At 70.9% G+C, this 26,774-nt stretch carries 23 protein-coding genes; 12 read left to right on the top strand and 11 right to left on the bottom strand.

All coding sequences use genetic code 11. From position 1 onward, the window contains the following. The first annotated feature begins 84 nt into the window (after positions 1 to 84). Positions 85 to 843 carry an SDR family NAD(P)-dependent oxidoreductase gene (locus AC0HS0_RS14880; protein ID WP_472964824.1) on the top strand — a complete coding sequence of 253 codons (759 nt, stop codon included), beginning with the start codon at positions 85 to 87 and terminating at the stop codon, positions 841 to 843. Positions 844 to 879: 36 nt separating this feature from the next. Here the strand turns inward: AC0HS0_RS14880 and pdxR are convergent, their stop codons facing one another. Next, positions 880 to 2,376, bottom strand: a complete 1,497-nt coding sequence (gene pdxR / locus AC0HS0_RS14885; protein ID WP_472965005.1) for a MocR-like pyridoxine biosynthesis transcription factor PdxR — start codon at positions 2,374 to 2,376, stop codon at positions 880 to 882. A 41-nt stretch (positions 2,377 to 2,417) separates the two neighbouring features. Between pdxR and AC0HS0_RS14890 the strand changes: the two genes are divergently transcribed. Beyond that, positions 2,418 to 2,903, top strand: coding sequence for a carboxymuconolactone decarboxylase family protein (locus AC0HS0_RS14890; RefSeq protein WP_472964825.1), 486 nt, complete (start codon positions 2,418 to 2,420; stop codon positions 2,901 to 2,903). Between the two features lie 64 nt (positions 2,904 to 2,967). Here the strand turns inward: AC0HS0_RS14890 and AC0HS0_RS14895 are convergent, their stop codons facing one another. Continuing rightward, complete coding sequence (locus AC0HS0_RS14895) at positions 2,968 to 3,342, bottom strand: FKBP-type peptidyl-prolyl cis-trans isomerase (RefSeq protein ID WP_472964826.1); 375 nt, start codon at positions 3,340 to 3,342, stop codon at positions 2,968 to 2,970. Between the two features lie 507 nt (positions 3,343 to 3,849). Continuing rightward, positions 3,850 to 5,238 (bottom strand): FAD-binding oxidoreductase, encoded by a 1,389-nt coding sequence (locus tag AC0HS0_RS14900; protein WP_472964828.1) that lies wholly within the window; start codon positions 5,236 to 5,238, stop codon positions 3,850 to 3,852. 103 nt (positions 5,239 to 5,341) lie between these two features. Between AC0HS0_RS14900 and AC0HS0_RS14905 the strand changes: the two genes are divergently transcribed. From AC0HS0_RS14905 to AC0HS0_RS14920, 4 genes are all read left to right on the top strand, one after another. Next, positions 5,342 to 7,012, top strand: coding sequence for an AlkA N-terminal domain-containing protein (locus tag AC0HS0_RS14905; protein ID WP_472964829.1), 1,671 nt, complete (start codon positions 5,342 to 5,344; stop codon positions 7,010 to 7,012). A gap of 52 nt (positions 7,013 to 7,064) precedes the next feature. Then, positions 7,065 to 7,829: a glycosyltransferase family 2 protein gene (locus AC0HS0_RS14910; RefSeq protein ID WP_472964830.1), complete on the top strand. Its 765-nt coding sequence runs from the start codon at positions 7,065 to 7,067 to the stop codon at positions 7,827 to 7,829. Positions 7,830 to 7,903: 74 nt separating this feature from the next. Further along, a complete protein-coding gene (locus tag AC0HS0_RS14915) occupies positions 7,904 to 8,779 on the top strand; it encodes a fumarylacetoacetate hydrolase family protein (protein ID WP_472964831.1) in 876 nt (291 codons plus the stop codon). A 95-nt stretch (positions 8,780 to 8,874) separates the two neighbouring features. Further along, positions 8,875 to 9,783 carry an alpha/beta fold hydrolase gene (locus AC0HS0_RS14920; RefSeq protein ID WP_472964832.1) on the top strand — a complete coding sequence of 303 codons (909 nt, stop codon included), beginning with the start codon at positions 8,875 to 8,877 and terminating at the stop codon, positions 9,781 to 9,783. Positions 9,784 to 9,829: 46 nt separating this feature from the next. Here AC0HS0_RS14920 and AC0HS0_RS14925 read toward each other — a convergent pair whose 3' ends face one another. From AC0HS0_RS14925 to AC0HS0_RS14945, 5 genes are all read right to left on the bottom strand, one after another. After that, positions 9,830 to 11,410 (bottom strand): aspartate ammonia-lyase, encoded by a 1,581-nt coding sequence (locus AC0HS0_RS14925; RefSeq protein ID WP_472965006.1) that lies wholly within the window; start codon positions 11,408 to 11,410, stop codon positions 9,830 to 9,832. Between the two features lie 179 nt (positions 11,411 to 11,589). Further along, the gene (locus AC0HS0_RS14930) at positions 11,590 to 13,017 is read right to left on the bottom strand and encodes an aldehyde dehydrogenase family protein (protein WP_472964834.1); all 1,428 of its coding nucleotides are present in this window, start codon (positions 13,015 to 13,017) and stop codon (positions 11,590 to 11,592) included. 27 nt (positions 13,018 to 13,044) lie between these two features. Further along, positions 13,045 to 13,728, bottom strand: a complete 684-nt coding sequence (trmB, locus tag AC0HS0_RS14935; protein ID WP_472964835.1) for a tRNA (guanosine(46)-N7)-methyltransferase TrmB — start codon at positions 13,726 to 13,728, stop codon at positions 13,045 to 13,047. A 35-nt stretch (positions 13,729 to 13,763) separates the two neighbouring features. Further along, positions 13,764 to 14,066 (bottom strand): hypothetical protein, encoded by a 303-nt coding sequence (locus AC0HS0_RS14940; RefSeq protein ID WP_472964836.1) that lies wholly within the window; start codon positions 14,064 to 14,066, stop codon positions 13,764 to 13,766. A gap of 81 nt (positions 14,067 to 14,147) precedes the next feature. After that, positions 14,148 to 15,548 (bottom strand): NCS2 family permease, encoded by a 1,401-nt coding sequence (locus tag AC0HS0_RS14945; RefSeq protein WP_472965007.1) that lies wholly within the window; start codon positions 15,546 to 15,548, stop codon positions 14,148 to 14,150. Between the two features lie 149 nt (positions 15,549 to 15,697). Between AC0HS0_RS14945 and AC0HS0_RS14950 the strand changes: the two genes are divergently transcribed. Beyond that, complete coding sequence (locus tag AC0HS0_RS14950; RefSeq protein WP_472964837.1) at positions 15,698 to 16,975, top strand: uracil-xanthine permease family protein; 1,278 nt, start codon at positions 15,698 to 15,700, stop codon at positions 16,973 to 16,975. Between the two features lie 81 nt (positions 16,976 to 17,056). Here the strand turns inward: AC0HS0_RS14950 and AC0HS0_RS14955 are convergent, their stop codons facing one another. The 3 genes from AC0HS0_RS14955 to AC0HS0_RS14965 form a co-directional block, all read right to left on the bottom strand. After that, positions 17,057 to 17,389, bottom strand: coding sequence for a peptidase (locus tag AC0HS0_RS14955; protein WP_472964838.1), 333 nt, complete (start codon positions 17,387 to 17,389; stop codon positions 17,057 to 17,059). Then, on the bottom strand, positions 17,386 to 18,594 hold the full coding sequence (locus AC0HS0_RS14960; protein WP_472964839.1) for an inorganic phosphate transporter: 1,209 nt from the start codon (positions 18,592 to 18,594) through the stop codon (positions 17,386 to 17,388). The genes AC0HS0_RS14955 and AC0HS0_RS14960 overlap by 4 nt, the downstream gene beginning before the upstream one ends. A 123-nt stretch (positions 18,595 to 18,717) precedes the next feature. Further along, complete coding sequence (locus AC0HS0_RS14965) at positions 18,718 to 21,273, bottom strand: DEAD/DEAH box helicase (RefSeq protein WP_472964841.1); 2,556 nt, start codon at positions 21,271 to 21,273, stop codon at positions 18,718 to 18,720. An 84-nt stretch (positions 21,274 to 21,357) separates the two neighbouring features. Between AC0HS0_RS14965 and AC0HS0_RS14970 the strand changes: the two genes are divergently transcribed. Genes AC0HS0_RS14970 through AC0HS0_RS14990 form a run of 5 tightly spaced genes read left to right on the top strand, consistent with a single transcriptional unit; the run spans position 21,358 to position 26,742 of the window. Then, the gene (locus AC0HS0_RS14970) at positions 21,358 to 22,884 is read left to right on the top strand and encodes a molybdopterin-dependent oxidoreductase (protein ID WP_472964842.1); all 1,527 of its coding nucleotides are present in this window, start codon (positions 21,358 to 21,360) and stop codon (positions 22,882 to 22,884) included. Positions 22,885 to 22,910: 26 nt separating this feature from the next. Then, positions 22,911 to 24,095 (top strand): ThiF family adenylyltransferase, encoded by a 1,185-nt coding sequence (locus tag AC0HS0_RS14975; protein ID WP_472964844.1) that lies wholly within the window; start codon positions 22,911 to 22,913, stop codon positions 24,093 to 24,095. A 21-nt stretch (positions 24,096 to 24,116) separates the two neighbouring features. Beyond that, entirely contained in the window at positions 24,117 to 25,331 is a 1,215-nt protein-coding gene (locus AC0HS0_RS14980; RefSeq protein ID WP_472964845.1) for a molybdopterin molybdotransferase MoeA, read from the top strand. Beyond that, a complete protein-coding gene (gene moaCB / locus AC0HS0_RS14985; RefSeq protein WP_472964847.1) occupies positions 25,328 to 26,332 on the top strand; it encodes a bifunctional molybdenum cofactor biosynthesis protein MoaC/MoaB in 1,005 nt (334 codons plus the stop codon). The genes AC0HS0_RS14980 and moaCB overlap by 4 nt, the downstream gene beginning before the upstream one ends. Further along, positions 26,329 to 26,742, top strand: a complete 414-nt coding sequence (locus AC0HS0_RS14990) for a molybdenum cofactor biosynthesis protein MoaE (protein ID WP_472964848.1) — start codon at positions 26,329 to 26,331, stop codon at positions 26,740 to 26,742. The genes moaCB and AC0HS0_RS14990 overlap by 4 nt, the downstream gene beginning before the upstream one ends. Positions 26,743 to 26,774: the final 32 nt, after the last annotated feature.

Genomic DNA, 26,774 nt, shown 5'->3' on the forward strand with positions numbered 1-26,774 from the left:
CCCATTGTGGCACTCAGTGCTATAAATACATCGACGCTTGATCGAGCGCCGACGACGACATCGACAGTCAAGGAGTACAGCAGTATGAGCAGCAATGGAACCGGCCGCTTCGCCGGCAAGACCGCGATCGTCACCGGAGCGGGCTCCGGCATCGGCAAGGCGACGGCGCTCCGCCTCGCCTCTGAGGGCGCGCGGGTGGTCGGCAGCGACATCTCCGCCGAGCGCCTCACCGCGCTCGTCGAGGAGAACCCGGCGCTCGACATCGTCACCGTCGCCGGAGACGTCTCCAGCGACGAGACCATCGCCGCGGTCCTGGAGGCCGCGGGAGGCCGCGTCGACGCGCTCGCGAATGTCGCCGGCATCATGGACGGCTTCCTCCCGGCCGCCGAGGTCGACGATGCCACCTGGGATCGGGTGTTCCTGGTCAACGTCACCGCGATCATGCGCCTGAGCCGCGCCGTGCTTCCGCTGATGGTGGAGGCCGGGAGCGGCTCGATCGTCAATGTGTCGTCCGAGGCCGGCCTCCGCGGCTCGGCGGCGGGCGCGGCGTACACGGCCTCCAAGCACGCCGTCATCGGGCTCACCAAGAGCACGAGCGTCTTCTACGCCCCCAACGGCGTCCGCACCAACGCGGTCGCGCCCGGTGGCGTCCTCACCAACGTCGATGGTGCGTTCAAGTCGCAGCTGGCCGGCGAGCGCCTCGGGCCGATCATGCAGACCAACGTGCCGCCGGTGGCGGAGCCGGAGAAGCTGGCCGCGGCGATCACCTGGCTGCTGAGCAACGACTCGGCCAACATCTCGGGTGTCGTCCTCGCGTCGGACGGCGGCTGGTCGGCGATCTGACCCGCCCGCCGAGGTGGACTGAGCAGCGGTCGGCCGCTACCCCGGATGGGTGCGGCCGATCGTCTCCGCCAGCAGGCGCATTCCGTCGGGGATGTCGGCGGCGGTGATCGAGCCGAACCCGAGCAGGAGGCCCTCGCTGCCGGCCGTGAGGCTGAACCGCGAAAGCGGCTGCACGGCGACCCCGGCGATGGCGGCCGCCTCCGCCGTTCGTTCGGAGTCGAACGCGACCCCGTCGGCCGCCACCAGCGCCAGGTGGAGGCCGGCCGCCGACGGCACGGCCTCGAGCCTTCCGGCCAGCAGCGCCGCGGCCTCCCGGCCGATCAAGGCGTGCCGCTCCTCGTAGACGCGGCTCGCCCTGCGCACGTGCGCGGCGAACGCCCCCGAGTCGAGCAGGCTCGCCATCGCCGTCTGCGTGACGACGTCGTTGTGCCAGTCGCTCAAGCGCTTCGCGCTCCGCAGCGCGGGGACGAGCGACGGCGGCGCGACGACGAACCCGAGCCGGAGGCCGGGCAGCATCGTCTTCGAGAAGGTCCCGACATAGACGACCCGGCCCTCGATGTCGAGGCGCTGCAGCGGGTCGAGGGCGCGGGCGCCGAAGCGGTACTCGCTGTCGTAGTCGTCCTCGATCACGACGGCGTCGTGCCGGCGCGCCCAGTCGAGCAGCGCGGTGCGACGCTCGAGCGACAGCACTCCCCCGAGCGGGAACTGATGCGACGGCGTCACGTAGACCATCCGCGCGGCCGGCAGGAGATCGACCCGGAGGCCGTGCTCGTCCACCGGCACGGGGACGACCCGCGCGCCGAGCTGCTCCAGCAGCTGCCGGACGGGCGGATAACCGGGGTCCTCCACAGCCACCGTGTCTCCCGGACGCAGCAGCGTGCGACCCAGCAGGTCGAACGCCTGCTGCGCCCCGCTGGTCACCACGACCTCCTCGGCGGATGCCGTCACCGACCGGGCGAGGCCGAGGTGGCGAGCGATGCCGACGCGGAGGCGCTCGAGTCCGGACGGGTCCGCATAGTGCGCGCGACGCAGCGCTGGTCCGCGGAGCGCGGCCGCCACACTGCGTCGCCACGCGTCATGCGGGAACAGCGCAGGATCAGGCGAGCCGACGCTGAAGTCGTAAGCGATGGGGCGCGGCTCGGCCCAGAGCGGATCGACGAGTCCGCGCCACGCGGCCGCGGGGAGTGCGGCACCGGATCCGGCCTGCGGGGCGCCGGCGCCGCGTGACGAGGCGGCCGCCGCAACGGACGCCGGGAGGGCGACGAAGGTGCCGGAGCCGACGCGTGCGCTGAGGTAGCCCTCCGCTGTCAGGCGCTCGTAGGCGGTCGAAACGGTACTCCGTGAGACGCCCAGCCGCGCGGCCAGCTCCCGCGTCGCAGGGAGCCGCTCGCCGCGCCGCAGCCGACCATCGAGAACGGCGTCGCGCAGGTGGCGGTAGACGCGTTCAGCGCGGTCGCCCCTGCCCGCGATCGGGACGTGAATGTCCGTAGTGACTCCTCGGTCGATGAATGGCCTGATCGAAATCGTGTGAATTGGAGCTTACAACGAACCAATCGCGCTCCTAGCGTGGAGCCATGACCGACACCATCGAACACACTCAGACCACCGACCAGACCCCGACCTCCCAACGCGTCCAGATCTCCTCCGCCGTCGCCGAGGGCTACCGCAAGGTCATCAACCTCGACGGCTACGTCGGGAACGTCGTCGAAGAACCCCTCGGCGACCTGATCAAACTCCGCGCCTCCCAGATCAACGGCTGCACCTACTGCGTCGACATGCACTCCGTCGACCTCACCGACGGCGGGTACCCACTCCGCAAGGTGTTCGCCGTCAGCGCGTGGCGCGAATCCCCGTGGTTCACCGACCGCGAGCGCACCGCCCTGGAGCTCACGGAGGCCGTCACGCTCATCCACCAGGGCGGCGTGAGTGACGAGCTCTACGCCCGCTCGGTCGCCGAGTTCGGCGAGGAAGGATTCGCGAACCTCATCCTCGCGATCGGCACGATCAACATCTGGAACCGGATCGCCATCCCGACCCACATGCGGCCGCCGGCGCTCTGACTGCGCCGAGAACGCCGAAGGGCACGCACCCGATCGGATGCGTGCCCTCCGTTGCGGAACGAGCTCAGCTGACGCCGAGCAGGTCGATCACGAAGATCAGGGTCTTGCCCGACAGCGGGTGCCCGCCGCCGGCCGGCCCGTAGGCGAGCGCCGGAGGAACGGTGAGCTTGCGACGGCCGCCGACCTTCATGCCGGGGATGCCGTCTTGCCAGCCCTTGATCAGATTGTTGAGCGGGAAGTTGATGGACTGCCCGCGGCTCCAGGAGGAGTCGAACTCCTCACCGGACTCGTACTCGACGCCCAGATAGTGCACGTCGACCTTGGAACCGGGGGTCGCCTCCGGGCCGGAGCCCTCGACGATGTCGACGATCTCGAGCGACGTGGGAGCCGGGCCCTCGGGGGCGTCGACTTCGGGCTTCTCGTTGGTGTTCTCTGCCATGAGACCATCCAACCGGTGCGGACGGCTTGCGTCAAAAGCCTTGCGTTACCGGCGTGCCTGAGGCAGGCTATATGCATAACTCGACGTCCCGGGAGCGTTGCAGGCATCGCCGCACCACCGGGCGTCGAGTCTTTTAAGCGCCTGTAGGGCGCTTCGTTTTGTTGTAGCCCTGCGGCGTTTATTGTCGGTTCTTCGTGAGGTGGAGACGCCCAGCCCCGCTTAGGCGCTTGTGGCTGGGTTGAGGCGGGCGACGGTCAGTGGTTGCGTCGGTCTCCCGTTCTGCGGTAGCTCGACCTCCGCAACTCTGTAGTTCGCGGGTATCTCGCTGCGGATGTCCGGAGATACGGGCTCGCGCGCCGTGTGTCGCCGGGAACCTCCGGATGAGCCGACCGGGCCGCCCCGGTGTCGACAATTCCGGAGATCGCGGGCGCCACGCCGGCGGATGAACCGGATGAACGGACTTCCGGGTCGCAGGGAGGCGAGCCTCCGGAGTCACCGACCGGGCAGCTACCCGAAGACCTTGCCGGGGTTGAGGATTCCGAGCGGGTCGAAGACCGACTTGAGCTTCACCTGCAGTTCGTAGGAGTCGGGGCCGAGCTCTTCGGCCAGCCAACGGCGCTTGAGGACACCGACGCCGTGCTCGCCCGTCAGCGTCCCGCCCAGGGCGACCGCGGTGCGGAAGAGGTCGCCCGCCGCCTCCCAGATCTCCGGGCCGATCTCGTCGCCCGGCGCGACGAAGTTGGGGTGGAGGTTGCCGTCGCCGGCGTGCGCGACCGTCGGGATGGGAATGCCGTGACGCTCCGAGATGCTCTCGATCGCCGCGAACATCTCGGGCATGCGCGAGCGCGGCACGGCGACGTCCTCGATCAGCACCGTCCCGGTCGCCGCGAGCGCGGGATGGAACGCGCGTCGGATCGCGAGCAGCCGCTCCCCCTCCACCGCGTCGGCGGCGATGCGAACGGTTCCGCCCGTCTCCGCGATGAGCGCGGCGGCCGAGGCGGCGTCGACCGCGGCAGTCGGACCGTCGAACTGCACCAGCAGATAGGCGGCGCCTCCCGCCGCGCCGAAGGCCTCCCGGATCGTCTGCTCGCCGAGGTAGGCCGAGATCCGCTCCAGCGCGGGAGCGTCGAGCAGCTCCATGACCGCCGGCCGCAGATGCGCGGCCGTCACGCGCGCGGCCGCATCGGCCCCGGCCTTCACATCCGCGAACAGGGCTCCGAGCGTGGTCGGCTCCCCCTGCGGACGCGGGAGGACGCGGACCGTCGCCCCGACGATGACACCCAAGGTGCCCTCGGAGCCCACGAACAGCGACGTCAGGTCGTACCCGGTCACACCCTTCACCGTGCGATGGCCCGTTCGGATGAACCGCCCGTCGGCGAGCACCACGTCGAGGCCGAGCACGGCCTCCCGGGTCACCCCGTACTTGGCGCACAGGAGGCCGCCCGCATTGGTGGCGATGTTGCCGCCGACCGTCGAGATCGCCTTGCTGGCGGGGTCGGGCGCGAAGAACAGCCCGAACGGCTCGAGTGCGGCATTGAGGTCGTCGTTGACCACGCCGGGCTCGAGCACGGCGAGCTGGTCCTCCGTCGAGATCTCGAGGATGCGGCGCATGCCCGCGACGCTCAGCACGATCGAGCCGGCCGAGCCGTTGGCTCCGCCGGCGAGCCCGGTGCCCGCACCGCGCGGGACGACGGGGACACGGAACTCGGAGGCCGCGCGCATCGTCGCCTGCACGTGCTCGACCGTGCGGGCGTTCACGATCGCGAGCGGCGTGCCGTCGGCCACCCACCCGGAGTGATCGCCGCGCGCGGCGTCGAGCAGTTCGGGGTCTGTCGAGAGCACGCCGTCGTCCGCGTCCGCGCCGAGCGCCGCCCTGAGCCAGTCGATGACATCCACGCTGTCATGCTAACGGCCGGGCACTCCCGCCTCCGATCGGTACCGTCGCGCTGATGTCCGATTTCCGCTATTGGATGTCGGTGGGCGGTGGCACGCTGGAGGAATGACGAACAGTACCGGTCGCACGCAGCACAGGTCGACGGACGCCCGGAGCCGACGGACGACCGAGCGCCGCCGCACCGCGGAGGAGCGCCTCTCCGACCCGGTCTTCGCCCAGCGCTACCGGGCGATGAGCGCCCGCGACTCCCGCTTCGACGGCCAGTTCATCACAGGCGTGCACTCGACCGGCATCTACTGCCGGCCCAGCTGCCCCGCAGTGACCCCGAAGGCGGACAACGTCACCTTCTACCTGACGGCCGCGGCCGCGCACGAGGCCGGCCTCCGCGCCTGCAAGCGCTGCCTCCCCGACGCCGTCCCCGGCTCGCCGGAATGGAACGTCCGCGACGACCTCGCCGCCCGCGCGATGCGACTCATCGCCGACGGCACGGTCGAGCGGGAGGGAGTGCCGGGCCTCGCGCACCGGCTCGGCTACACGCCTCGCCACCTCGGCCGGGTGCTCACGTCCGAGCTCGGCGCCGGCCCGCTCGCCCTCGCGCGCGCCCACCGGGCCCAGACCGCGCGGCTCCTCCTCGCCGGCACGGACATGCCGATCACCGACGTCGCCTTCGCCGCCGGCTTCTCGAGCGTGCGCCAGTTCAACGAGACGATGGCCGAGATCTACCACGTCGCGCCCGGTGCGATCCGCGCGGCCGCACGGCGGCGTCATGGCATCGCGCATGCGCCCGGCGCCGCGAGCGCGGCCTCCCTCAGCCTGCGCCTGCCGGCCCGCCCGCCCTTCGACGGCGGCCGGGTGCTCGCGTTCCTCGGGGCACGAGCCATCACGGGGATGGAGGCGGCGCTGAGCGGCGCTCCGGGCGCCGACGTCATTCTGCCGTCACACAGTCTCCCCTCCTACAGCCGGGCGCTGCGCCTCCCGCACGGGCCGGCCGCCCTCCGCCTGACCCTCTCGGGCGACGCCGACGCGCCCGCCATCGAATGCGAGGCCGACCTCGCCGACATGGCGGACCTCGCGCCGCTGGTCGCGCGCGTGCGGCGCCTGCTCGACCTCGACGCCGACGCGGAGGCGATCGACACAGCGCTCGCCGCCGACCCCGCGCTCGCGGCGTCCGTCGCGGCGGCCCCCGGCATCCGGGTGCCCGGTGCGGTCGACCCCGAAGAGATCCTGTTCCGCGCGCTCATCGGGCAGCAGATCTCGGTGCCCGCGGCGCGCACCGCACTCGCGCGACTCACGGAGGCGCTCGGCGAGCCGGTGGCGGTCGGCGGCTTCACCCGGCTCTTCCCGACCTCCGCAGCCATCGCCGAGCACGGTCGCGACGTGCTCCGAGGGCCGGGCAAGCGCATCGACGCGATCATCGGAGCGGCAGCGGCGCTGGCCGACGGCTCCCTCGTCATCGACGTCGGCGAGTCGCGCGCCGAGCTGGAGGCACGCCTGCTGGCGCTTCCGGGCATCGGCGCGTGGACGGCCGGCTACGTCGCGCTGCGCGTGCTCGGCAGCCCGGACGTGCTGCTGACCGGCGACCTCGCCCTCCGGCAGGGCGCCGCCCGTCTCGGGCTGCCTGACGACCCGAAGCTGCTGGCCGCGCGCGGCGCGAGCTGGTCGCCGTGGCGCAGCTACGCCGGGATGCACCTGTGGGAGAGCGCGCACACCGCACAGGAGGAGGCCAAAGCGGCACGCGCGGCCGGGCGCGTGCCTCCACCGCGCCCTGAAGCGTAGGATCACGAACGCAACACAATCGAAGAACCGGTCGCGGAGGGAGAGCGTTCTCGTGCCCTCGATCACCGTCGTGATCCCCGCACTCGACGATGCCGAGATGCTGCACCGATGCCTCGCCGACCTGGCGGCGCAGCTCCGGCCCGCCGACGAGATCATCGTCGTCGACAACGGCAGCGTCGACGACACGGCCGCCGTCGCCGTCGCGGGAGGCGCCCGGGTGCTGCAGCAGCCGGTCCGCGGGATCTTCCCCGCCTCCGCCACGGGGTACGACGCGGCCACCGGCGACATCATCGCGCGTCTCGACGCGGACTCGCGGCCGCCGGTCGACTGGCTGCTCCACATCGAGGCGGAGTTCGTCGACGCACCGGCGATCGGCGTGCTCACCGGACCGGGCGTCTTCTACGACGGCAACACCTTCGTAGCGGGCCTCGGGCAACTGCTCTACATCGGCGGCTACTTCTGGTCGATGGAGATCTGGCTGGGGCACCCGCCGATCTTCGGCTCCAACTTCGCGATGCGCCGGGAGGTCTGGCGCGACGTGCGCGGCCGCGTGCACAGCGGCCTGCGCGAGGTGCACGACGACCTCGACCTCGCCATCCACCTCGACCCCGGAGTGGTCGTGCGCTACGACGAGCGCCTCCTGGTGGGCATCTCGGCGCGACCGTTCTCGACCTGGCGCGGGTTCGGCCGTCGCATCCGCTGGGCGTTCGGAACGCTCAGGATGCACCTGCCCGAGGAGACGCCGTGGCGGCGGAAAGCCGCCCGCCGCCGCTGGCAGGAGGAGCACACGGAGGACGCCCCGGGCGCCATGGCGTAGCCGCGCCCGTTTTGCGCGTTTCGCCCGACCGCGCGGTTCGTGTCCTCACCCCTTCGACCGATAGGTTGGACAGTGTGAGATTCTCGCACCTCAGCACCACTTCGGACTCGCCGCCACGGCTGGCGGCCGTCATCGGAGACGGGGCCCTGTTCCTCGACGAGCTCCTGGCCGAACCTCCGCGCGACCTCCAAGATCTCATCGAGCGCGGCGACGACGCCCTCGCCGGGATCCGCGCCACCGTCGACGAAGCCGTGACGACCGGCATCCCCCTCGTGCCCGTGCACGAGCTGCGCCACGCGTCGGCCGTGCTGCGCCCTCCGCAGGTCATCGCGATCGGCGCGAACTACGCAGCGCACGCCTCCGAGCTCAAGCTGCGCAGCGAGAAGGCGGCCACGGTGTTCTCGCTGTGGCCGAACTCCCTCGCCGGGCACGGGGGCACCACCGCCTGGCCGGAGGACCTCACCACCCAGGTCGACTACGAGGCCGAACTCGGCGTCATCATCGGCAAGCCCGCGCGCAACGTGTCGGTGCGCGACGCCCTCGACTACGTGTGGGGCTACACGGTCGTCAACGACATCACCGCTCGTGACCTCCAGTTCTCGGAGGCCCAGTGGTCGCGATGCAAGTCGTTCGACGGCTTCACCCCCAACGGCCCGGTGGTCGTCACAGCCGACGAGATCGCCGACCCGCAAGATCTGTGGCTCACGACGAATGTCGACGGCGCCATCCTGCAGGATGCCTCCACCGCCGACATGGTGCGCTCGGTCGCCGAGATCATCGAGTTCCTGTCACGGTCGGCGACCATCCAGCCGGGAACTCTGATCTCCACCGGCAGCCCGGGAGGCGCCGGATACTCCCGCACTCCCCCGGTTTTCCTGCGCGATCGCTCCACGGTCACGGTGTCGATCGGCGGCATCGGGTACCTCACCACGTACTGCCGAGTGAACTGATCGGGTTCCGCCGCCCAGGCGGCACGGCCTGATCAATCCGCTCTCATTCCGTCGGATCGCCGACATCCGGCTGACTCGTCGGCTAGCGTGAATGCATGTCGATCGGCGAACGGCGACCCGGCGTCGCGGGCGGAGGCGACGAGGCGGCGCGCCTCGACGCGGTCCTCCCCGATATCGACTGGTCGATCGCACCCGTCGGAGCGACCTTCTCGCGTTTCCGGGCGCCCAGCGGCGAACTCGCGGTGGTCGCCCTCGGCGACCCGGCCGATCCGCGCGTCGTGCTCGTGCCGGGCGCGACCGGATCGAAGGAGGACTTCTACCTCCTGGCCCCGATCCTCGTGGCCGCGGGCTACTACGTGCAGAGCTACGACCTCGCAGGCCAGTACGAATCCGCGCACGCCGGCCCGCCAGCGGGAGGCCGCTACACATACGACCTGCTCGTCGCCGACTTCGTGGCCTTCCTCCGCGACGGTGCGCCTGCGCACGTGCTCGGCTACTCGTTCGCCGGCATCCTGGCCGAGCTCGCGCTCGTCGATCATCCCGAGCTGTTCCTCACGTTGACCCTGCTCACGTCGCCGCCGGAACCGGGGCAGGCGTTCCGCGGGGTGCGCGTCATCGGCTGGCTGAGCTGGTTCTTGAACGGGCGCCAGGGCGCCGGCCTGATGATCTGGGGCATCGTCACCAACAAGAACAAGGTCGGGCCGACCAGGCTGGCGTTCGTGCGGTCGCGGTTCGCGCTCACGCGGCGATCCAGCGTCGACGACATCGTCGGGCTGATGAAGCACGTGCCGGACGTGCGCGCCCGCGTCGCCGCCATCGGCCTCCCCGTGCTGGTGGCGACCGGCGACCACGATCTGTGGCCGACGCATCTGCACGCGGCGAACGCGACCGCGTTGGGCGCCCGGCTGGCGGTCTACCGAACCGGGCACAGCCCGTGCGAGACGGCGCCGAACCAGCTCGCACGCGACATGATCGCCCTCTTCCGCTCGTCCGACCCCCGCTGAGCGGCGCACTTCGAACGTCGAGGGGCAGTTCAGGGGGCGACGCGGCCTACTCGGGCTGCGCGGCGCGCTCCTTCTCGGCCTTCTCGATGGCCTCGGCCTCGACGATCGGGATGGAGGTGGTGATCGCCTCCAGGCCGCTGAGGCGCGCGGGCGACAGCAGACGGGTGACCTCGTCGCGGCTCATCAGCTTGGCCTCCACGACCAGGTCGGCGACGTTGTGCCCGGTCAGCAGCGCCGACTTCGCGAGCGCGGCCGCAGCGGCGTAGCCGATGTGCGGGGTGAGCGCGGTGATCACGCCGACCGACGATCCCACCATCGCGCCGAGGCGCTCCTCGTTGGCGGTGATGCCGTCGACGCAGTTGACCCGCAGCGTGTGGAACGCCTGCGCCATCCAGGTGATGCTCTGCAGCAGCGAGTGGGCGATCACCGGCTCGAACGCGTTCAGCTGCAGCTGGCCACCTTCGGCGGCCATCGTGACCGTGACGTCGGCGCCGGCGACCGAGAACGCGACCTGGTTCACGACCTCCGGGATGACGGGGTTGACCTTGCCCGGCATGATGCTCGACCCGGCCTGGCGCGGAGGGAGGTTGATCTCGCCGAGACCGGCCTGCGGACCGGACGACAGCAGGCGCAGGTCGTTGCAGATCTTCGACAGCTTGATAGCGCTGCGCTTGAGCGATCCCGAGAACGACATGAAGGCGCCCGCGTCGCTGGTCGACTCGATCAGATCGGGTGCGGTCTCCAGGTTGAGGCCGGTGATGAGGTTCAGGTGACGAACCGCTGAGGCGGAGTAGCCGGGGTCGGCCGTGATGCCCGTTCCGATCGCGGTCGCGCCGAGGTTGATCTCCGCCAGCAGCCACTTCGTCTCGGTGAGCCGGGCGTGGTCCTCGGTGAGGGTGGTGGCGAAGCCGTGGAACTCCTGGCCCAGCGTCATCGGCACCGCGTCCTGCAGCTGGGTGCGGCCGACCTTGAGGATGTGACGGAACTCGCGGCCCTTGGCCGCGAAGGAGTCGCGCAGCAGCGCCAGCTCGTCGAGCAGGTGGCCGAGCGCGAAGGTGAGACCGATCTTGATCGCGGTCGGATACGTGTCGTTGGTGCTCTGGCTGCGGTTGACGTCGTCGATCGGGCTCATGTGGGCGTAGTCGCCCTTGGGGCGGCCGTCGAGCTCGAGCGCGATGTTGGCGATGACCTCGTTCGCGTTCATGTTGGTCGAGGTGCCGGCGCCGCCCTGCATGACGCCCACCACGAACTGGTCGTGGAACTTGCCGTCGATGATGAGCTGGCAGGCGCGATCGATGAGGTCGGCCTTGTGCTCGTCGAGCACACCGATCTCGAGGTTGGCGCGCGCGGCCGCCTGCTTGACGGCGGCCAGGGCGACGATCAGGTCGGGGTAGACCGAGATGGGCCGCTTGGCGATGGGGAAGTTCTCGAGGGCGCGCGAGGTGTGGACTCCCCAGTACGCGTCGGCAGGGATCTCGCGGCTGCCGAGCGAGTCGGTCTCCACGCGGGTGGGTCGTCCCTCCGCGCTCGGGGTCGGGACGTCGGACACGTTCTCGGACGCGTCGACGACGCCGACGCCGGTGGAGGTGTCGATGACGGGGATCGGGTGAGTCTTCGGTTCGTCCATCGTTGCTGTGGAATCCACGCTTGGCTCCATTGCCTCTCGTTGTGCGTTGGCGATCGGGGGTTCGCCGGCCGTTCGTGGCGCCCGGCAGTGCCGAGCCTACCCCCGGTGCGTGCACGCGAGATGGACACATCGTCCGGGATCCCGGACGATGTTCGACACGCTGTCGAGAGCGGCTGCGCTCAGCCCAGTTTGCGCAGCAGACCGCGCGCGAAGCGGTCCTTCGCCCCGGTGTAGGGAGGATAGATCAGCTGCATGGTGTCGGGCGCGAGGGGCTTGGAGAGCACGGCCTTCTCGTGGCTGAAGGCCTCGAGCGAGCGGCGCCCGTGGTAGGCGCCCGAACCGCTCTCGCCGACCCCGCCGAACGGGAGGCCGCCGACGGCGAGGTGCGCAGCGGGAACGCCGAACCCGACCGCACCGGAGCTGGTGTCGGTGAGGAAGCGCCTGCGCACCTCCCGCCGCTCGGTGAACACGTAGAGCGCGAGCGGCTTGTCGCCGCTCCGGATGAACGCGATCGCGTCGTCGAGGCCGTCGACCGTGACGATCGGCAGCACCGGACCGAAGATCTCCTCGCCCATCACCGGCGCATTGCGCGGCACGTCCACGAGCACGGTCGGCGCGAGGTAGCGGGAGTTCGCGTCGGACTCTCCGCCGACAGCGGTGCGCCCCGCGCCCAGCAGGCCGGTCAGCCGATCGAACTGGCGCTCGTTGACGATCCTCCCGTAGTCGGGGCTCTGCGCGGGGTCGTCGCCGTAGAGCGCACGGAGCGCCGTCGAAAGCTCGTCGGCGAGCGGGCCGGCCACCGCGCGGGACGCCAGGATGTAGTCCGGCGCGACGCACGTCTGGCCGGCGTTCATGAACTTGCCCCAGGCGATCCGCCTGGCCGCGGCTGCGAGGTCGACGGAGTCGTCGACGTAGACGGGCGACTTGCCGCCCAGCTCCAGGGTGACCGGGGTGAGGTGTTCGGCGGCGGCGGCCGCGACGATGCGACCGACCCGGCCGTTGCCGGTGAAGAAGATGTGGTCCCAGCGCTCGGCGAGCAGCGCGGTGGTCTCCTCGACCGCGCCCTCCACGACGGCGACCGCCGCCGGGTCGAGGTACTGCGGCACGAGCCGCGCCATCGCAGCGGAGGTCGCGGGGGCCAGCTCGCTCGGCTTGAGCACGACCGCATTGCCTGCGGCCAGCGCGCCGACGAGCGGAGCGAGCAGCAGCTGCACGGGGTAGTTCCACGGCGCGATCACGAGCACGACGCCGACCGGCTCCAGCACGACCTTGGCCCGGGCCGGCAGGAGCGCCCCGGGCACGGATACGCGGCGCGGGCGCAGCCAGCGCCGCAGGTTGCGCCGCATGTGGTCGATCTCGCCCACCACGAAGCCCAGCTCGGCGATCTGCGACTCGGTCGGGTTCTTGGCGAGGTCCTCCAGAAGGGCGTCCTCGAACTCGGCGGCGCGCTCGGTGAGCATGCGACGCAGACCGTCGAGCTGCGCCAGCCTCCAGCGGAGCGGCTTGGTGCGGCCGGCGTCGAAGGCGGTGCGGAGGGCGGCGACGGTCTGCGGGACGGCGGCGACGGTGCCGACGGTGCCGACGGGGAGCGTGGACTCGGAGGTCATGCGCCCATCATCACACGGGAGCGACCCTCAACAGCGCGGGCGGTACTCGAGGTCGAAGATCGCGTGCCCGAGCCGCTCGCCGCGCCGCTCGAACTTGGTGACGGGTCGCTCGTCCGGCCGCGGGATGAAGCCGCCTGCGCCCGCGACGTTGACCAGGGCCGGCTCGGCGTCGAGGACGTCGATCATGTGCTCGGCGTACGGCTCCCAGTCGGTCGCGAGCCGCAGCACGCCTGTCGGCTTCAGCGCGCCGACGAGCAGCCGAACGACGTCCGGCTGCACCAGCCGCCTGCGGTGGTGACGCGCCTTCGGCCAGGGGTCGGGGAAGAAGATCAGGACCTCGTCGACGCTGCCGGCGCCCAGCCCCCGCTCGAAGACCTCCACCGCGTCGTGCCGCACCACCCGGATGTTCGTGAGCCCGTGTTCGTGCGCCACCGCGAGAACGCGGCCCACCCCTGCGCCATGGACCTCGATCCCGAGGAAGTCGCGTTCGGGGTGGCGCTCGGCGAGGGCGAGGAGGTTCTCGCCGTTGCCGAAGCCGATCTCGACCACGCGCGGCGCCGAACGCCCGAAGATCGTGTCGAGGTCGAGCGGCGAGCCGTCGAAGTCGATGCCGTACTCGCCCCAGTACTCGTCGATCGCGCGCTGCTGAGCCTCGGTCTTCCTGCCCCGGATGACGAAGCTGCGCGGGCGGACGAGTGGGGACGGTTCCATCCCTCCATTCTCGCAGGCCGCGCAGGAGCCTTCGGTCAGAGGTGTGCGATGCCCCAGTGGAACGGCAGGAATGCCAGCCCCAGGCCGAAGCCGACCACGGCGATCAGCAGGCCGATCAGGATGCCGGCGAGCATGACCGCGTTGAGCACGATCCCCCAGATGGCGAGCGTGCGGCCCTGCGGTTCGCGGCCGAGGGCGAGGATCCCGAGAACGAGACCGGCGATGGGTGCGAGGAAAGTCCAGCTGAAGACGATCGACGCCAGTCCGAGCGCGAAGCTGGTGATGCTGAGCGTGCGGGCCGGAGCCGTCGTGTAGGGGTTGGGACTGGTTGTCGTCATGCGTCCAGTCAAGCGATGCCGTGCCCCCGAGCACATCCGGGTAACCCCCGGTTGCGCTCAGGGGTTACCCCGGAATCCGTGTCAGTGCGGGAGGAGCGTCTCGATCGGACCGCGGGCGAAGTAGACCAGGAAGCCTGCGGCGACGATCCACAGCAGCGGGCTGATCTCGCGCGCCTTGCCGGACAGCGAGCGCACCAGCACCCACGAGATGAAGCCGACGCCGATGCCGTTGGCGATCGAGTAGGTCAACGGCATGACGATGATCGTCAGGAACACGGGCAGCGTGCTGGAGAACTCGTGGAAGTCGATGTGGCGGATCTGGACCACCATCAGTGCTCCGACGATGACCAGCGCCGCTGCGGCGACCTCGCTCGGGACGACGCTCGTGAGCGGTGTGAAGAACATGGCGAGCAGGAACAGCACACCGGTGATGACGCTCGCGAAGCCGGTCTTCGCGCCCTCCCCGATTCCGGAGGCCGACTCGACGAACACCGTATTGGACGAGGCCGAGGTGCCGCCGCCGACGACGGCGCCGACGCCCTCCACGATGAGCGCGGACTGGAGACGGGGGAACGTGCCGTCGTCATTCGCGAGGCCCGCGCTGCGCGCGAGGCCGGTCATCGAGCCCATGGCGTCGAAGAAGTTCGTGAACACGAGCGTGAAGACGAGCATGATCGCCGCGAGGCCGCCGATGCGGGCGAACGAGCCGAAGAGGTCGAACTGGCCGACCAGGCTGAGGTTCGGCACCGAAACGAAGGAGGTCGGCAGCTGCGGGACGGAGAGGTTCCACCCGTCCGGGTTCTTCGCCGACGAGCCGAGGTGGAAGATCGCCTCGATGATGATGGCGACGACGGTCGCCGCGACGATTCCGATGAGCAGCGCGCCCTTCACCTTGCGCGCCATCAGCACGCCCATGATCACCAGTGCGATGAGGAACACCAGCGTCGGAAGAGTGGCGATCGACCCGGCCTCCCCCAGCTGCACGGGAGGCGAGGCCGCCTTGGTGCTGCGCACGAAGCCGCTGTCGACGAAGCCGATGAAGGCGATGAAGAGGCCGATGCCGACGGTGATCGCCGTCTTCAGCTGCGGAGGCACCGCGTTGAAGATGAGGCGGCGGAGGCCGGTGGCGGCGAGCAGGACGATGATCAGGCCGTTGATGACGACGAGGCCCATCGCCTCCTGCCAGGTGAGCACCTTGACGACGTTCACCGCGAGGAACGAGTTGATGCCCAGGCCGGCCGCGAACGCGAACGGCAGCCGGGCGACGAGACCGAACAGCACGGTCATGACGCCCGCGCTCAGAGCCGTGACGGCGCCGACCTGCTCGAAGCCGAGCGAGTGGCCCGTCACGTCGGGCGTCGAGCTCAGGATGATCGGGTTGAGGATGACGATGTAGGCCATCGTCACGAACGTCAACAGACCGCCGCGGATCTCCGTCGCCCACGTGGTGCCGCGGGACGTGATCTCGAAGAACCGGTCCAGACGGCCCTTGGCCGTCGGCGTGGGTGTGGAAGTCGAAGCGGAAATGGTGGTCTCCCGTAGTATCGAAAAGGTTTGGCTCGTGGCGCATTCGAAGCTATGTCACAGCGCCGTACCAGCCTAATTCCCCTCCCGACACGATAAGGACACGCATGGCTCTGCCCTGGAAGCTGCATGGCGACGGCAAGAAGGTCGGGGCGCACGAGGTCGTGCTGCCCGGCGAGCGGCTCACGTGGCCGCGGACGATCGGGCTCGGCGCCCAGCACGTCGTCGCGATGTTCGGAGCGACCTTCCTGGTGCCGCTGCTCACCGGGTTCCCGCCGAGCACGACGCTGCTGTTCTCGGGCGTCGGCACCATGCTCTTCCTGCTGATCACACGCAACCGGCTCCCCAGCTACCTGGGCTCGTCGTTCGCGTTCATTGTTCCGATCGTGGCGGCGACGAAGGCGCACGGGATGCCGTCCGCGCTGTTCGGCATCGTCGTCACCGGCCTCCTGCTGGCGATCGTCGGCCTGATCGTGGTGGCCACCGGCACCAAGTGGATCGACGGCCTGATGCCGCCGATCGTCGCCGGTGCGATCGTCGCGCTGATCGGGTTCAACCTCGCTCCCGCCGCCAAGAACAACTTCATGCAGGCGCCGGTCACCGCGCTGGTGACGCTGGCGGCGGTCATCCTGTGCACCGTGCTGTTCCGCGGCATGCTCGGGAGGCTCTCGATCTTCTTGGGTGTCGTCGTCGGGTACGTGTTCGCGGTGATCGTCGGCCAGGTGGACTTCAGCAAGGTGGCGGCCGCTCCGTGGATCGGCCTCCCGCACTTCACGCTGCCGGCGAACCCGTTCACCGCGCCAGCCCAGACCTGGGGCATCCTGCCCGCGTTCCTGCCGGTCGTGCTCGTGCTGATCGCCGAGAACGTCGGCCACATCCGCGGCGTCGCCCAGCTGACCGACCCGTCGGTCAACAAGCTCACCGGCCGGGCGCTGTTCGCCGATGGTCTGGCGACGACGATCGCCGGCTTCTTCGGGGGCTCGGGAACGACCACGTACGGCGAGAACATCGGCGTGATGGCCGCGACGCGCGTCTACTCCACGGCCGCGTACTGGGTGGCCGGTATCGTCGCCGTGCTCCTCGGCCTCTCCCCCAAGGTCGGCGCGGTGATCAACACGATCCCGGCCGGCGTGCTCGGCGGGGTCACGACGGCGCTGTACGGCCTGATCGGCGTCATCGGCGTGAAGATCTGGCTCGACAACAAGGTCGACTTCTCGAAGCCGGTCAACCAGTTCACGGCGGCCACCGCGCTGATCATCGGCATCGGCGACTTCACGCTGAACTTCGGGCAGCTGACGTTCAACGGCATCGCGCTGGGCGCCATCGCCGCGATCGTCGTCTACCACGTGATGAACGGCATCGCGCGCGTCCGCGGCACGGACTGAGCGCTGCCCGCGCTTTCGAAGGGCACGTAAACGCCCCTAAAGCCGAGTTTTAGGGGCGTTTACGTGCCCTTCGGCGTCTGGTCAGCCGTGGAAGTACGGGATGATCAGGTACAGGCCGTAGAGGACGCCGGCGCCGCAGAGAGCGAAGCACGCGTACGCAGCGGCCAGTGCCGCGCGCTTCTGCCCGTCGCTGAGCGGGTTCTTGCGGCGCGCCTTGTCGGCCTTCTTCTGCGCCTTCGCGGCCTGCTCCGGCGTGATCACGGTGATCGCGTCGGTGAACTCGGCCGGCTCGACGAACAGCGCGCGACCGGCGACGGCCAGCATCCGGGTGCCGAGCGCATAGAAGCCCACGATGACGCCGGCGCCGATGAGCGAGGCCGCGAACACGACGACGAACGACAGGAACGCGCTCATGCGGACTCCCTCCGGCCGCGCTCCTTCTTGAGCGGCTTGACCTTCTTGATCTTCACGACCCGGCCGGAGGCGGCGACGTCGCTCTGGCCCTGCACCGGCGCGACCGCGTCGGCGCTGGACACCTGGTTGCGGCGCGACCGCCAGAAGATGAACGTGACGACCGCGATGCCGACGATCGTGTCGATCGCGATGCCCACCGGGCCGAGCGTCGCGATCAGGGCGGCGACGGCGCCGACGATCGCCGCCGACGGGAGCGTGAGAACCCACCCGATGGCGATGCGGCCCGCCGTGCCCCAGCGGACCGACGACCCGCGGCGACCGAGCCCAGAGCCGATCACCGAGCCGGAGGCGACCTGCGTGGTCGAGAGCGCGAAGCCGAGATGGCTGGAGGCCAGGATGGTGGCGGCGGTGCTGGTCTCGGCGGCGAAGCCCTGCGCCGGCTTCACCTCGGTGAGCCCCCGGCCGAGCGTGCGGATGATCCTCCAGCCGCCGGAGTAGGTGCCGATCGCGATCGCGAGCGCGCAGGAGACCACGACCCAGAAAGGCGGACCGCTGCCGGCAGGGAGCAGATTCGCGGAGATCAACAGCAGCGTGATGACGCCCATGGTCTTCTGCGCGTCGTTCGTGCCGTGCGCCAGCGCGACCAGCGACGACGAGAAGATCTGGCCGTAGCGGAAGCCTCCGCGTCCGTCGGGGCGGCCGTCGTATCGCCGTGTGATGGCGTAGGCGAGCTTGGTGGCCGCATAGGCCACGACTCCGGCCGTGAACGGCGCGATGACCGCCGGCAGCACGACCTTCTCGAGGACGACCAGGAAGTTCACCGAGCCGATCCCGGCCCCGACGATCGCGGCCCCGATGAGCCCGCCGAAGAGGGCGTGGCTCGACGACGACGGGAGGCCGTAGAGCCAGGTGACCATGTTCCAGACGATGGCGCCGACCAGGCCGGCGAAGATGAGCTGCGGCGAGATCAGAACACCGCCCGGGCCCTCATTGATGATGCCGCCGGAAATGGTCTTGGCCACCTCCGTGGAGAGGAACGCACCGACCAGGTTCAGCACCGCGGCCAGGGCGACGGCGACCTTCGGCCGCATGGCTCCGGTCGCGATCGGGGTCGCCATCGCGTTCGCGGTGTCGTGGAACCCGTTCGTGAAATCGAAGAAGAGGGCCAGCGCGATGACCAGCACGATGATGAGGGTGAGATCCACCGGTTTCTTTCTCGTGTGGAGACGGACCGCCGATAAGAGTTCACCGGAGGTTCATGCGGAGTGCCTGGTGCCGTGAGGCGACCGTGTAGATGCTCGCACGCGCGTCTCGCGTGCGTCAAACCGTCACAACCGGTCTACGCCCGTCACCCGGATGACCGCGGCGCCCGCCCGCGCGGAATCGGCTAGCAGCACCTCCGCGGCGATCCCCCAGTCGTGGTCGCCGGCCGGATCGGAGAGGATCTGACGCACCCTCCAGAGGCCCTCCGGCTCGGCGGGGCTCTCGTCGACGACGATCATCGCTGCCGAGCGCGCCGCGGCGTCGGTGAGGATCTCGTCGTGCTCGGCGTAGTAGGCCTCCAGCGCTTCGTCCCACTGCAGTTCGGTGAACGATGGCGCCGCCGCCTCGGCGAGCGCCGCCGCCTCGTTCTCGAGCGCGCCGAGCTCCTGCACGCGGTCGAGGGCCGCGAGCTGCACCCGGCGGAACAGCTCGTTGCGCACCAGCACGAAGAACGCGCGGCGGTTGGCGGTGACGGTTCGGGGTGCGGGAGGCGCGAGCTCTCCCGATCCGGCGGCGTGTTTCGCGGCGTCCGGGTGGACAAGCTCCTCCCATTCGTCGAGGAGGCTGGAGTCGACCTGCCGCACGAGCTCGCCGATCCACTCGACGATGTCGCGCAGCTCCTCCGTGCGAAGATCGAGCGGCACCGTCTGGTTGAGGGCGCGGTAGGCGTCGGACAGGTAGCGCAGCACGACGCCTTCCGACCGCGCGAGCTTGTAGAAGGCGATGAACTCACCGAACGTCATGGCGCGCTCGTACAGGTCGCGGACCACCGACTTGGGGCTGAGCTCGAAGTCTGCCACCCAGGGCTGGCTGGAGGCGTAGGTGGCGAACGCCTCGTCGAGCAGCTCCTCGTGGGGCTTGGGGTGGGTCACCGACTCGAGCGCCTCCATGCGCTCGTCGTACTCGATCCCCTCGGCCTTCATGGCTGCGACAGCCTCGCCGCGGGCCTGGAACTGCTGCGCGGAGAGAACGGGCCTCGGGTCGTCGAGAGTGGCCTCCACCACCGAGACGATGTCGAGCGCGTACGAGGGCGACTCGACGTCGAACAGTTCGAACGCGGCGAGCGCGAACGGCGAGAGCGGCTGGTTGAGGGCGAAGTTGGGCTGGAGGTCGACCGTCAGCCGGATCTCGCCGTCGACGACCTCCACGACGCCGGCGGTCACGAGCGAGCGGTAGAGGCCGAGCGCGCGGCGGGCGAGGGCGAGCTGCCGCTTCCACGGCTCGTGGTTGTCGAACACCAGGTCGCGGACGTGGCCGAACACGTCGCCGCCGCGGCCGATCACGTTGATCAGCATCGCGCTGGTGATCTGCATCGACGATGTCAAGGTCTCGGGCTCGGCCTCCACGAGCTTGCGGAAGGACGGCTCTCCCCAGGAGACGAAGCCCTCCGGAGCCTTCTTGCGCACGATCTTGCGGCGCTTCTTGGGGTCATCGCCCGCCTTCTCGAGCGCCTTGGCGTTCTCGCTCTCGTGCTCGGGCGCCTGCACGACGACCGTTCCCGCCGTGTCGTAGCCCGCACGCCCGGCGCGGCCGGCGATCTGGTGGAACTCGCGGGCGTTGAGCTGCCGCGTCCGGGTGCCGTCGAACTTGGTGAGCGCCGTCAGCAGCACGGTGCGGATCGGCACGTTGATGCCGACCCCGAGGGTGTCGGTGCCGCAGATCACGCGCAGCATCCCGCGCTGGGCCAGCTGCTCGACGAGCCGGCGGTACTTGGGCAGCATCCCCGCGTGGTGCACGCCGATGCCCTGCCGCAGCAGCCGGGAGAGCGTGCGGCCGAAGGAGGTCGTGAACCGGAACTCGCCGATGGCGTCGGCGATGGCGTCGCGCTGCTCACGGCTGGCGATCTTCGCACTGGACAGAGACTGCGCGCGCTCGAGGGCGGCGAGCTGCGAGAAATGCACGATGTAGATCGGCGCCTGCCCGGTGTGCAGGAGGTCCTCCACCGTGTCGTGGATGGGCGTCAGCTCGTAGTAGTAGTGCAGCGGCACCGGGCGCTCGACGCCGGTGACGGTCGCGGTCTCACGGCCGGTGCGGCGGCTCAGGTCGGCGGCGAGCGCCGTCACGTCGCCGAGCGTGGCCGACATGAGCACGAACTGCGCGCGCGACAGGATCAGCAGCGGCACCTGCCAGGCCCAGCCGCGGTCGGGGTCGGAGTAGAAGTGGAACTCGTCCATGACGATCTGCCCGACCGGGGTGTCCTCCCCTTGCCGCAGCGCGAGGTTGGCGAGGATCTCCGCCGTGCAGCAGATGATCGGGGCGTCGGCGTTGACCGACGAGTCGCCGGTCATCATGCCGACGTTCTCGGCACCGAACACGTCGACGAGGGCGAAGAACTTTTCGGAGACGAGCGCCTTGATCGGCGCCGTGTAGAAGCTGCGATCACCACGCGCCAGCGTGGCGAAGTGCGCCCCGACGGCGACGAGCGACTTTCCCGTGCCGGTGGGCGTGGAGAGGATCAGGTTCGAGCCTCCCGCGATCTCGATGAGCGACTCGTCCTGGGCGGGATAGAGGCTGATCCCCGTTCCCTCGGCCCAGGCCACGAAGGCTTCGTAGACGGCGTCCTCTCCGACCGAGCCGGGGCCGGTCCAGCCGGGGAGGTCGTCGACGCGCAGGGAGGCCATAGTGCCCAAGCCTGTCACAGGCTCCTCCGACACCCCGCAGGAACGCTCGGCGTATCCACCGGATCGCGTGCGTATCCTTCCCCCATGAGAGCGTTCTGGCGGGCCGCGGGAGCGGGTGTCGCGAGCGTGGCCGCGGGCGTCGGTGCGGCGGAGATCGTCAGCGCCGTCGGCGTGCAGGACGGCAGCCCGATCCTGGTCGTCGGCTCGCTGGTGATCGACCTCACGCCCGCGTGGCTCAAGAACGCCGTCATCGGGGTGTTCGGCACCGGGGACAAGGCCTTCCTCATCGTCTCGCTGGCCGTCGCGCTCGTGATCGGCGCCGGGCTGGCCGGGTGGGTCGAGCTGCGCCGGCCTCCGATCGGCCGCGTGCTGATCGGCGTCGGCGGGGCGCTCGGCGCTTTCGCCGCGATCACCCGCGCCGGAGGCGGGATCGTGGATGTGCTGCCGTCGGCCCTAGCCGCGCTGGTCGGCATCCTCTTCCTCGGCTGGCTGATCGGGCTCCTGCGCGGCACGGAGCCGACCAGGGTCGCGCCCGACGGCGCCGTCAGCCGGCGCCGGTTCGTCGCGGCGACCATCGGTACCGCGCTCGGCGGCATCCTCGCAGCGGTCGTGGGCCAGGTGATCGCGTCCGGCTACCGCGGCGCCGCCGCTGCGCGCGCCGCGTTCCATCTGCCGAAGGCGGCCGTCGTTGCGCCGCCGGTGCCGGCGGCCGCCTCGTTCGACATCGCAGGGCTGTCGCCGATCATCACGCCGAACGCCGACTTCTACCGCATCGACACGGCCCTGCAGATCCCCGGCATCCAGCCGCAGGACTGGAAGCTGAAGATCACCGGGATGGTCGAGGAGGAGGTGGAGCTGACCTTCGCCGAACTGCTCGCCCTGCCGCTCGAGGAGTCGATCACGACCCTCACCTGCGTCTCCAACGAGGTCGGCGGCGACCTGATCAGCAACGCGCTCTGGCTCGGCTACCCCATCCGGCACCTGCTCGCGCGGGCGAAGCCGTCGGCCGACGCCGACATGGTGCTCTCGCGCAGCCAGGACGGCTGGACCGCCGGCACGCCGCTGGAGGCGCTGACCGACGAGCGCAACGCGATCCTGGCGGTCGGGATGAACGGCCAGCCGCTGCCGCTCGAGCACGGCTATCCCGTGCGGATGGTCGTGCCCGGCCTGTACGGGTACGTCTCGGCGACCAAGTGGGTGGTCGAGCTGGAAGTCACCCGGTACGACAAGGCCACGTCGTACTGGACCGACCGCGGCTGGTCGGAGCGCGGGCCGGTCAAGCTGGAGTCGCGCATCGACGTGCCCGGCGACGGCCGGCAGGTGAAGGCGGGCACGGTCGCCGTGGCCGGCGTCGCATGGTCGCAGCACGTGGGCGTCGGCGCCGTGCAGGTGCAGATCGACGGAGGCTCGTGGCAGCCGGCGACGCTCGCGGACGCGATCTCGGCCGACACCTGGCGGCAGTGGAAGTACGCGTGGGACGCGACCCCCGGCTCGCACACGATCAAGGTCAGGGCCACCGACGCGCACGGGACGGTGCAGACCGCCAAGGTGGCGGACGTCGTGCCCGACGGCGCGACCGGGCTGCACACGATCAGCGTGAACGTCGCCTAGCCACCAGACGGTGCTTGACTAGCGTTATGGCCTCCCTCGATCGTCCGCCCGCCCTCGTGGCACCCGGCCCCGCGCTCCCGTCGGAGCTCCGCGCACGCTACGCCCGCACCGAGCAGCTGCCGGGCTTCGGCGAGACGGCACAGCGCCGCCTGCGCGCCGCCCGGGTGCTCGTCGTGGGAGCAGGCGGGCTCGGCTCGGCCGTGCTCCCACTGCTGGCGGGCGCGGGTTTCGGCACGATCGGGATCGTCGACGACGACAGCGTGGAGGCGAGCAACCTCCCCCGGCAGACGATCCACGGCGAGCGCGACCTCGGCCGGCAGAAGACGGCGTCGGCGGCCGACGCGATCCGGGCCATCGACTCCGGGATCGCCGTGCGGGTGTTCCCCGAGCGGCTCACGTCGGCGAACGCCGAGCGCATCCTGAGCGGTTTCGACCTCGTCGTCGACGGCAGCGACAACTTTCCCACGCGCTACCTGGTGGACGACGCGGCCCTGTTGGCCGCGCTTCCCGTGGTCTGGGGCGCCGTGCACCGGTTCGGAGGCCAGGTGGGCCTCAGCTGGGCCGGGCACGGACCGCATTACCGCGACCTCTTCCCGCAGCCCCCCGAGCCCGGCACGGTGCCGAGCTGCGCGGAGGCCGGCGTGCTGCCGAGCGTCTGCGGGGTGATCGGGTCGCTGATGGCGAGCGAGGCGATCAAGCTCGTGACCGGGGAGGGCGACCTCCTGCTCGGCCGCGTCATCGTGCACGACGCGCTGCGCGGCACGTTCCGCGAGCTCGCGTATGCCCCGGACCCGAGCGCGGAGCCGGTCACCGAGCTGATCGACTACGACCTGTTCTGCGGCGTCGCGCCCGAGCCCGCCGCCACGGCCTCGGCCGCCTCCAGTCCTGTCATCTCGATCTCGGTCGCCGAGCTCGCCACGCGCCTTGCGACCGGGCAGCCGCACACCCTGCTCGACGTGCGCGAGCCGTGGGAGGCCGACATCGCCGAATTGCCCGGCTCGCTGCTGGTACCGCTCGACGTCGTCGTGCGCGACGCCGCGGGCGTCGCCGATCGGCTGAGCGACGACCCGATCGTCATCATCTGCCACCACGGCGTGCGCGCCGAGACCGCCCGCCGCTCGCTCGACGCTGTCGGCGTGACCAGCGTCGTCCTCGCGGGCGGCCTCGACGCGTGGTCGCGCGAGATCGACCCCGCCCTCCCGCGCTATTGACCATCGCGGGATACTGAACGCATGACCCCACCGCGCAGCGTCGAGGAGCATGCCGACCACGTCACCCGCCTCCTGGCGCCGCTGACCGCCGAGCCCGATGTGGAGGCCGTGCCGCTCGCCGAGGCCGCAGGCCGTGTCGCAGCGACGGACGTGCGCTCCGAGGTCGACCTACCGCTGTTCCGCAATTCGCAGATGGACGGGTTCGCCGTCCGCGCCTCGGACGTCGCGCACGTCCCGGTCGCGCTGGAGGTCACCGGCGACGTGCCGGCCGGGCACGAGGTGCCGCTCGTCCTGGCCGCCGGCACGGCGATCCGCATCATGACCGGAGCGCCGGTGCCGAGCGGCGCCGACGCGATCGTCCCCGTGGAGGACACCGAGCTGGTACTCGGCAGGGACGACGACCTCGAGGGCGCCGTCGTCGAGATCCGCCGGCCGAGGAAACGTGGAGAGTTCGTGCGCGAGCGCGGCAGCGACCTCAGCCGCGGCGAAGTGCTCGTGCGCGCGGGCACGCGGCTCGCGCCGCGCCATCTGGCCGCGCTGGCGGCGGCGGGTGTCACCGCCGTCGATGTGCGGGCGCGCCTGCGCGTCGCCATCCTGACCACCGGCTCCGAGCTCGCCGCGCCGGGCGACAGCGTGCGCTTCGGTCAGGTGTTCGATGCGAACGGCGTGGCACTCGCAGCGCTCGTCGAGGAGGCCGGCGCGGTCGTGTCGCTTCGGGCGAGCAGCGACGACGACCCGGAGGCGTTCGCGCGGATCTTCGACGCCGCCGTCGCCGCCAGCGATCTCGTGGTGACCTCCGGAGGCATCTCGAAGGGCGCCTACGAGGTCGTCCGCGAAGTGCTCCTCCCCCGCGGCGCCGAGGTCACGACGGTCGCGATGCAACCGGGCGGACCGCAGGCGACTGCGGTCGTCGACGGCGTCCCCGTACTGTGCTTCCCGGGCAACCCGGTCAGCACCCAGGTGTCGTTCGCCGTCTTCCTGCGCGCGCCGCTGCGGCAAGCCGCCGGGCTGCCCGAGCTTCCGCTGCGCCACGCGCCATTGACGGAGGCGGTGCGCTCTGTGCCGGGCAAGCGCCAGTTCCTGCGCGGCCGCGCCGGCGCCGACGGGGTCGCCCCGGTGTCGGGCCCGAGCTCGCATCTGGTGGCCGCCATGGCGAACGCCGACGTGCTCATCGACCTGCCCGCCGACGCCGAGGCCGTGGAGGCCGGCACGGACGTGACAGTCTGGACCCTATGAGCGAGCTCACCCACCTGGACGCCGACGGCCGTGCCCGCATGGTCGACGTCGGGGCGAAACCGGAGACCGATCGAGAGGCCGTCGCCCGTGGCCGGCTCGTGACCACGCCCGAAGTGGTGCGGCTCGTCGCGGCCGACGGCCTGCCCAAAGCCGACGTGCTGCCCACGGCGCGCATCGCCGGGATCACCGGCGCCAAGCGCACGAGCGAGCTCATCCCGCTCTGCCACCCGCTGCCGCTCACCTCGGTGCGAGTGGACTTCGCCCTCGACGAGACGGCCGGCACGATCGAGGTGGAGGCCGTCGCCCGCACCCGCGGCCGCACCGGCGTCGAGATGGAGGCGCTGACCGCGGTCGCCGTCGCCGGGCTGACCCTGCACGACATGGTCAAAGCCGTCGACCCGGCGGCCAGCATGACCGACGTGCGGCTGGTCGCCAAGAGCGGCGGCAAGCGCGGCGACTGGCGACGCCCGGGCGAGGACATCGAGGCGGCGGCGCAGCCGGCCGCGCCGGCCGCGGCGCGACCCGACGCCGCTGTGGTCATCGTCGCCTCCACCCGCGCGGCCGCCGGAGAGGCGGCCGACACCACCGGCCCGCTGATCGCGGACTGGCTCGCCGGCCAGGGCCTCCGCCCCGAGGTGCGTGTCGTCGCTGACGCCGACATCGCCCCCGCGCTGCGGGCCGCGGTCGCCGAGCGGCCCGGCGTCGTTCTCACGACCGGCGGCACCGGGGTGTCTCCCGACGATCGCACGCCGGAGGCCACTGCCGCGGTGCTCGACCGCGAGCTCCCCGGGCTGGCGGATGCCTTGCGGGCGCGCGGTGCGGCCTCCACCCCGCTCGCCGCACTGAGTCGCGGCCGCGCCGGCGTCGCGGGGACGACCCTCGTCGTGAACCTCCCCGGTTCTCGCGGTGGCGTGGCCGATGGGCTGGCCGTGCTGGAGCCCGTGCTCGCGCACCTGCTCGACCAGCTGCGCGGCGGCGACCACGAGGGAGCGACGCGATGAACGATGTGTTCGCGGACGTCTCCGACCGCCCGCTCGACCCGACCACGCTGGACGAGTTCGTCTGGCGTCGCGAGGCCGGCGCCGTGGTCTCGTTCCAGGGCATCGTGCGCGATCACGACGGCGGCCGGTCCGTCGTCTCGCTCGACTACCGCGCTCATCCCGAGGCGGACGACTTCCTGCGCGCCTGCTGCGAGGAGGTCGCGTCGCGCACCGGCCTCCGCGTCGCCGCCGTGCACCGGGTCGGCTCGCTCACCATCGGCGACCTCGCCCTCATCGCCTCGGTCGCCGCGCCCCACCGTGCTGAGGCGTTCGCCGCGTGCGCGGAGCTCGTGGAACTCATCAAGTCGCGCGTGCCGATCTGGAAGCGGCAGCACTTCGCCGACGGAGAGTCGGAGTGGGTCGGGCTCTGAGCGATTCCGCTCGATTCGCCGCGTCTGCCGGT

It is taken from the genome of Leifsonia sp. PARNA 1/14 (assembly GCF_055720965.1).

Coding starts and splice junctions, on each gene's coding strand:
- AC0HS0_RS14880 (WP_472964824.1), top strand. CDS start 85: ATGAGCAGCAATGGAACCGGCCGCTTCGCCGGCAAGACCGCGATCGTC.
- AC0HS0_RS14890 (WP_472964825.1), top strand. CDS start 2,418: ATGACCGACACCATCGAACACACTCAGACCACCGACCAGACCCCGACC.
- AC0HS0_RS14895 (WP_472964826.1), bottom strand. CDS start 3,342: ATGGCAGAGAACACCAACGAGAAGCCCGAAGTCGACGCCCCCGAGGGC.
- AC0HS0_RS14905 (WP_472964829.1), top strand. CDS start 5,342: ATGACGAACAGTACCGGTCGCACGCAGCACAGGTCGACGGACGCCCGG.
- AC0HS0_RS14920 (WP_472964832.1), top strand. CDS start 8,875: ATGTCGATCGGCGAACGGCGACCCGGCGTCGCGGGCGGAGGCGACGAG.
- AC0HS0_RS14925 (WP_472965006.1), bottom strand. CDS start 11,410: ATGGACGAACCGAAGACTCACCCGATCCCCGTCATCGACACCTCCACC.
- AC0HS0_RS14930 (WP_472964834.1), bottom strand. CDS start 13,017: ATGACCTCCGAGTCCACGCTCCCCGTCGGCACCGTCGGCACCGTCGCC.
- trmB (WP_472964835.1), bottom strand. CDS start 13,728: ATGGAACCGTCCCCACTCGTCCGCCCGCGCAGCTTCGTCATCCGGGGC.
- AC0HS0_RS14940 (WP_472964836.1), bottom strand. CDS start 14,066: ATGACGACAACCAGTCCCAACCCCTACACGACGGCTCCGGCCCGCACG.
- AC0HS0_RS14950 (WP_472964837.1), top strand. CDS start 15,698: ATGGCTCTGCCCTGGAAGCTGCATGGCGACGGCAAGAAGGTCGGGGCG.
- AC0HS0_RS14955 (WP_472964838.1), bottom strand. CDS start 17,389: ATGAGCGCGTTCCTGTCGTTCGTCGTCGTGTTCGCGGCCTCGCTCATC.
- AC0HS0_RS14965 (WP_472964841.1), bottom strand. CDS start 21,273: ATGGCCTCCCTGCGCGTCGACGACCTCCCCGGCTGGACCGGCCCCGGC.
- AC0HS0_RS14970 (WP_472964842.1), top strand. CDS start 21,358: ATGAGAGCGTTCTGGCGGGCCGCGGGAGCGGGTGTCGCGAGCGTGGCC.
- AC0HS0_RS14975 (WP_472964844.1), top strand. CDS start 22,911: ATGGCCTCCCTCGATCGTCCGCCCGCCCTCGTGGCACCCGGCCCCGCG.
- AC0HS0_RS14980 (WP_472964845.1), top strand. CDS start 24,117: ATGACCCCACCGCGCAGCGTCGAGGAGCATGCCGACCACGTCACCCGC.
- moaCB (WP_472964847.1), top strand. CDS start 25,328: ATGAGCGAGCTCACCCACCTGGACGCCGACGGCCGTGCCCGCATGGTC.
- AC0HS0_RS14990 (WP_472964848.1), top strand. CDS start 26,329: ATGAACGATGTGTTCGCGGACGTCTCCGACCGCCCGCTCGACCCGACC.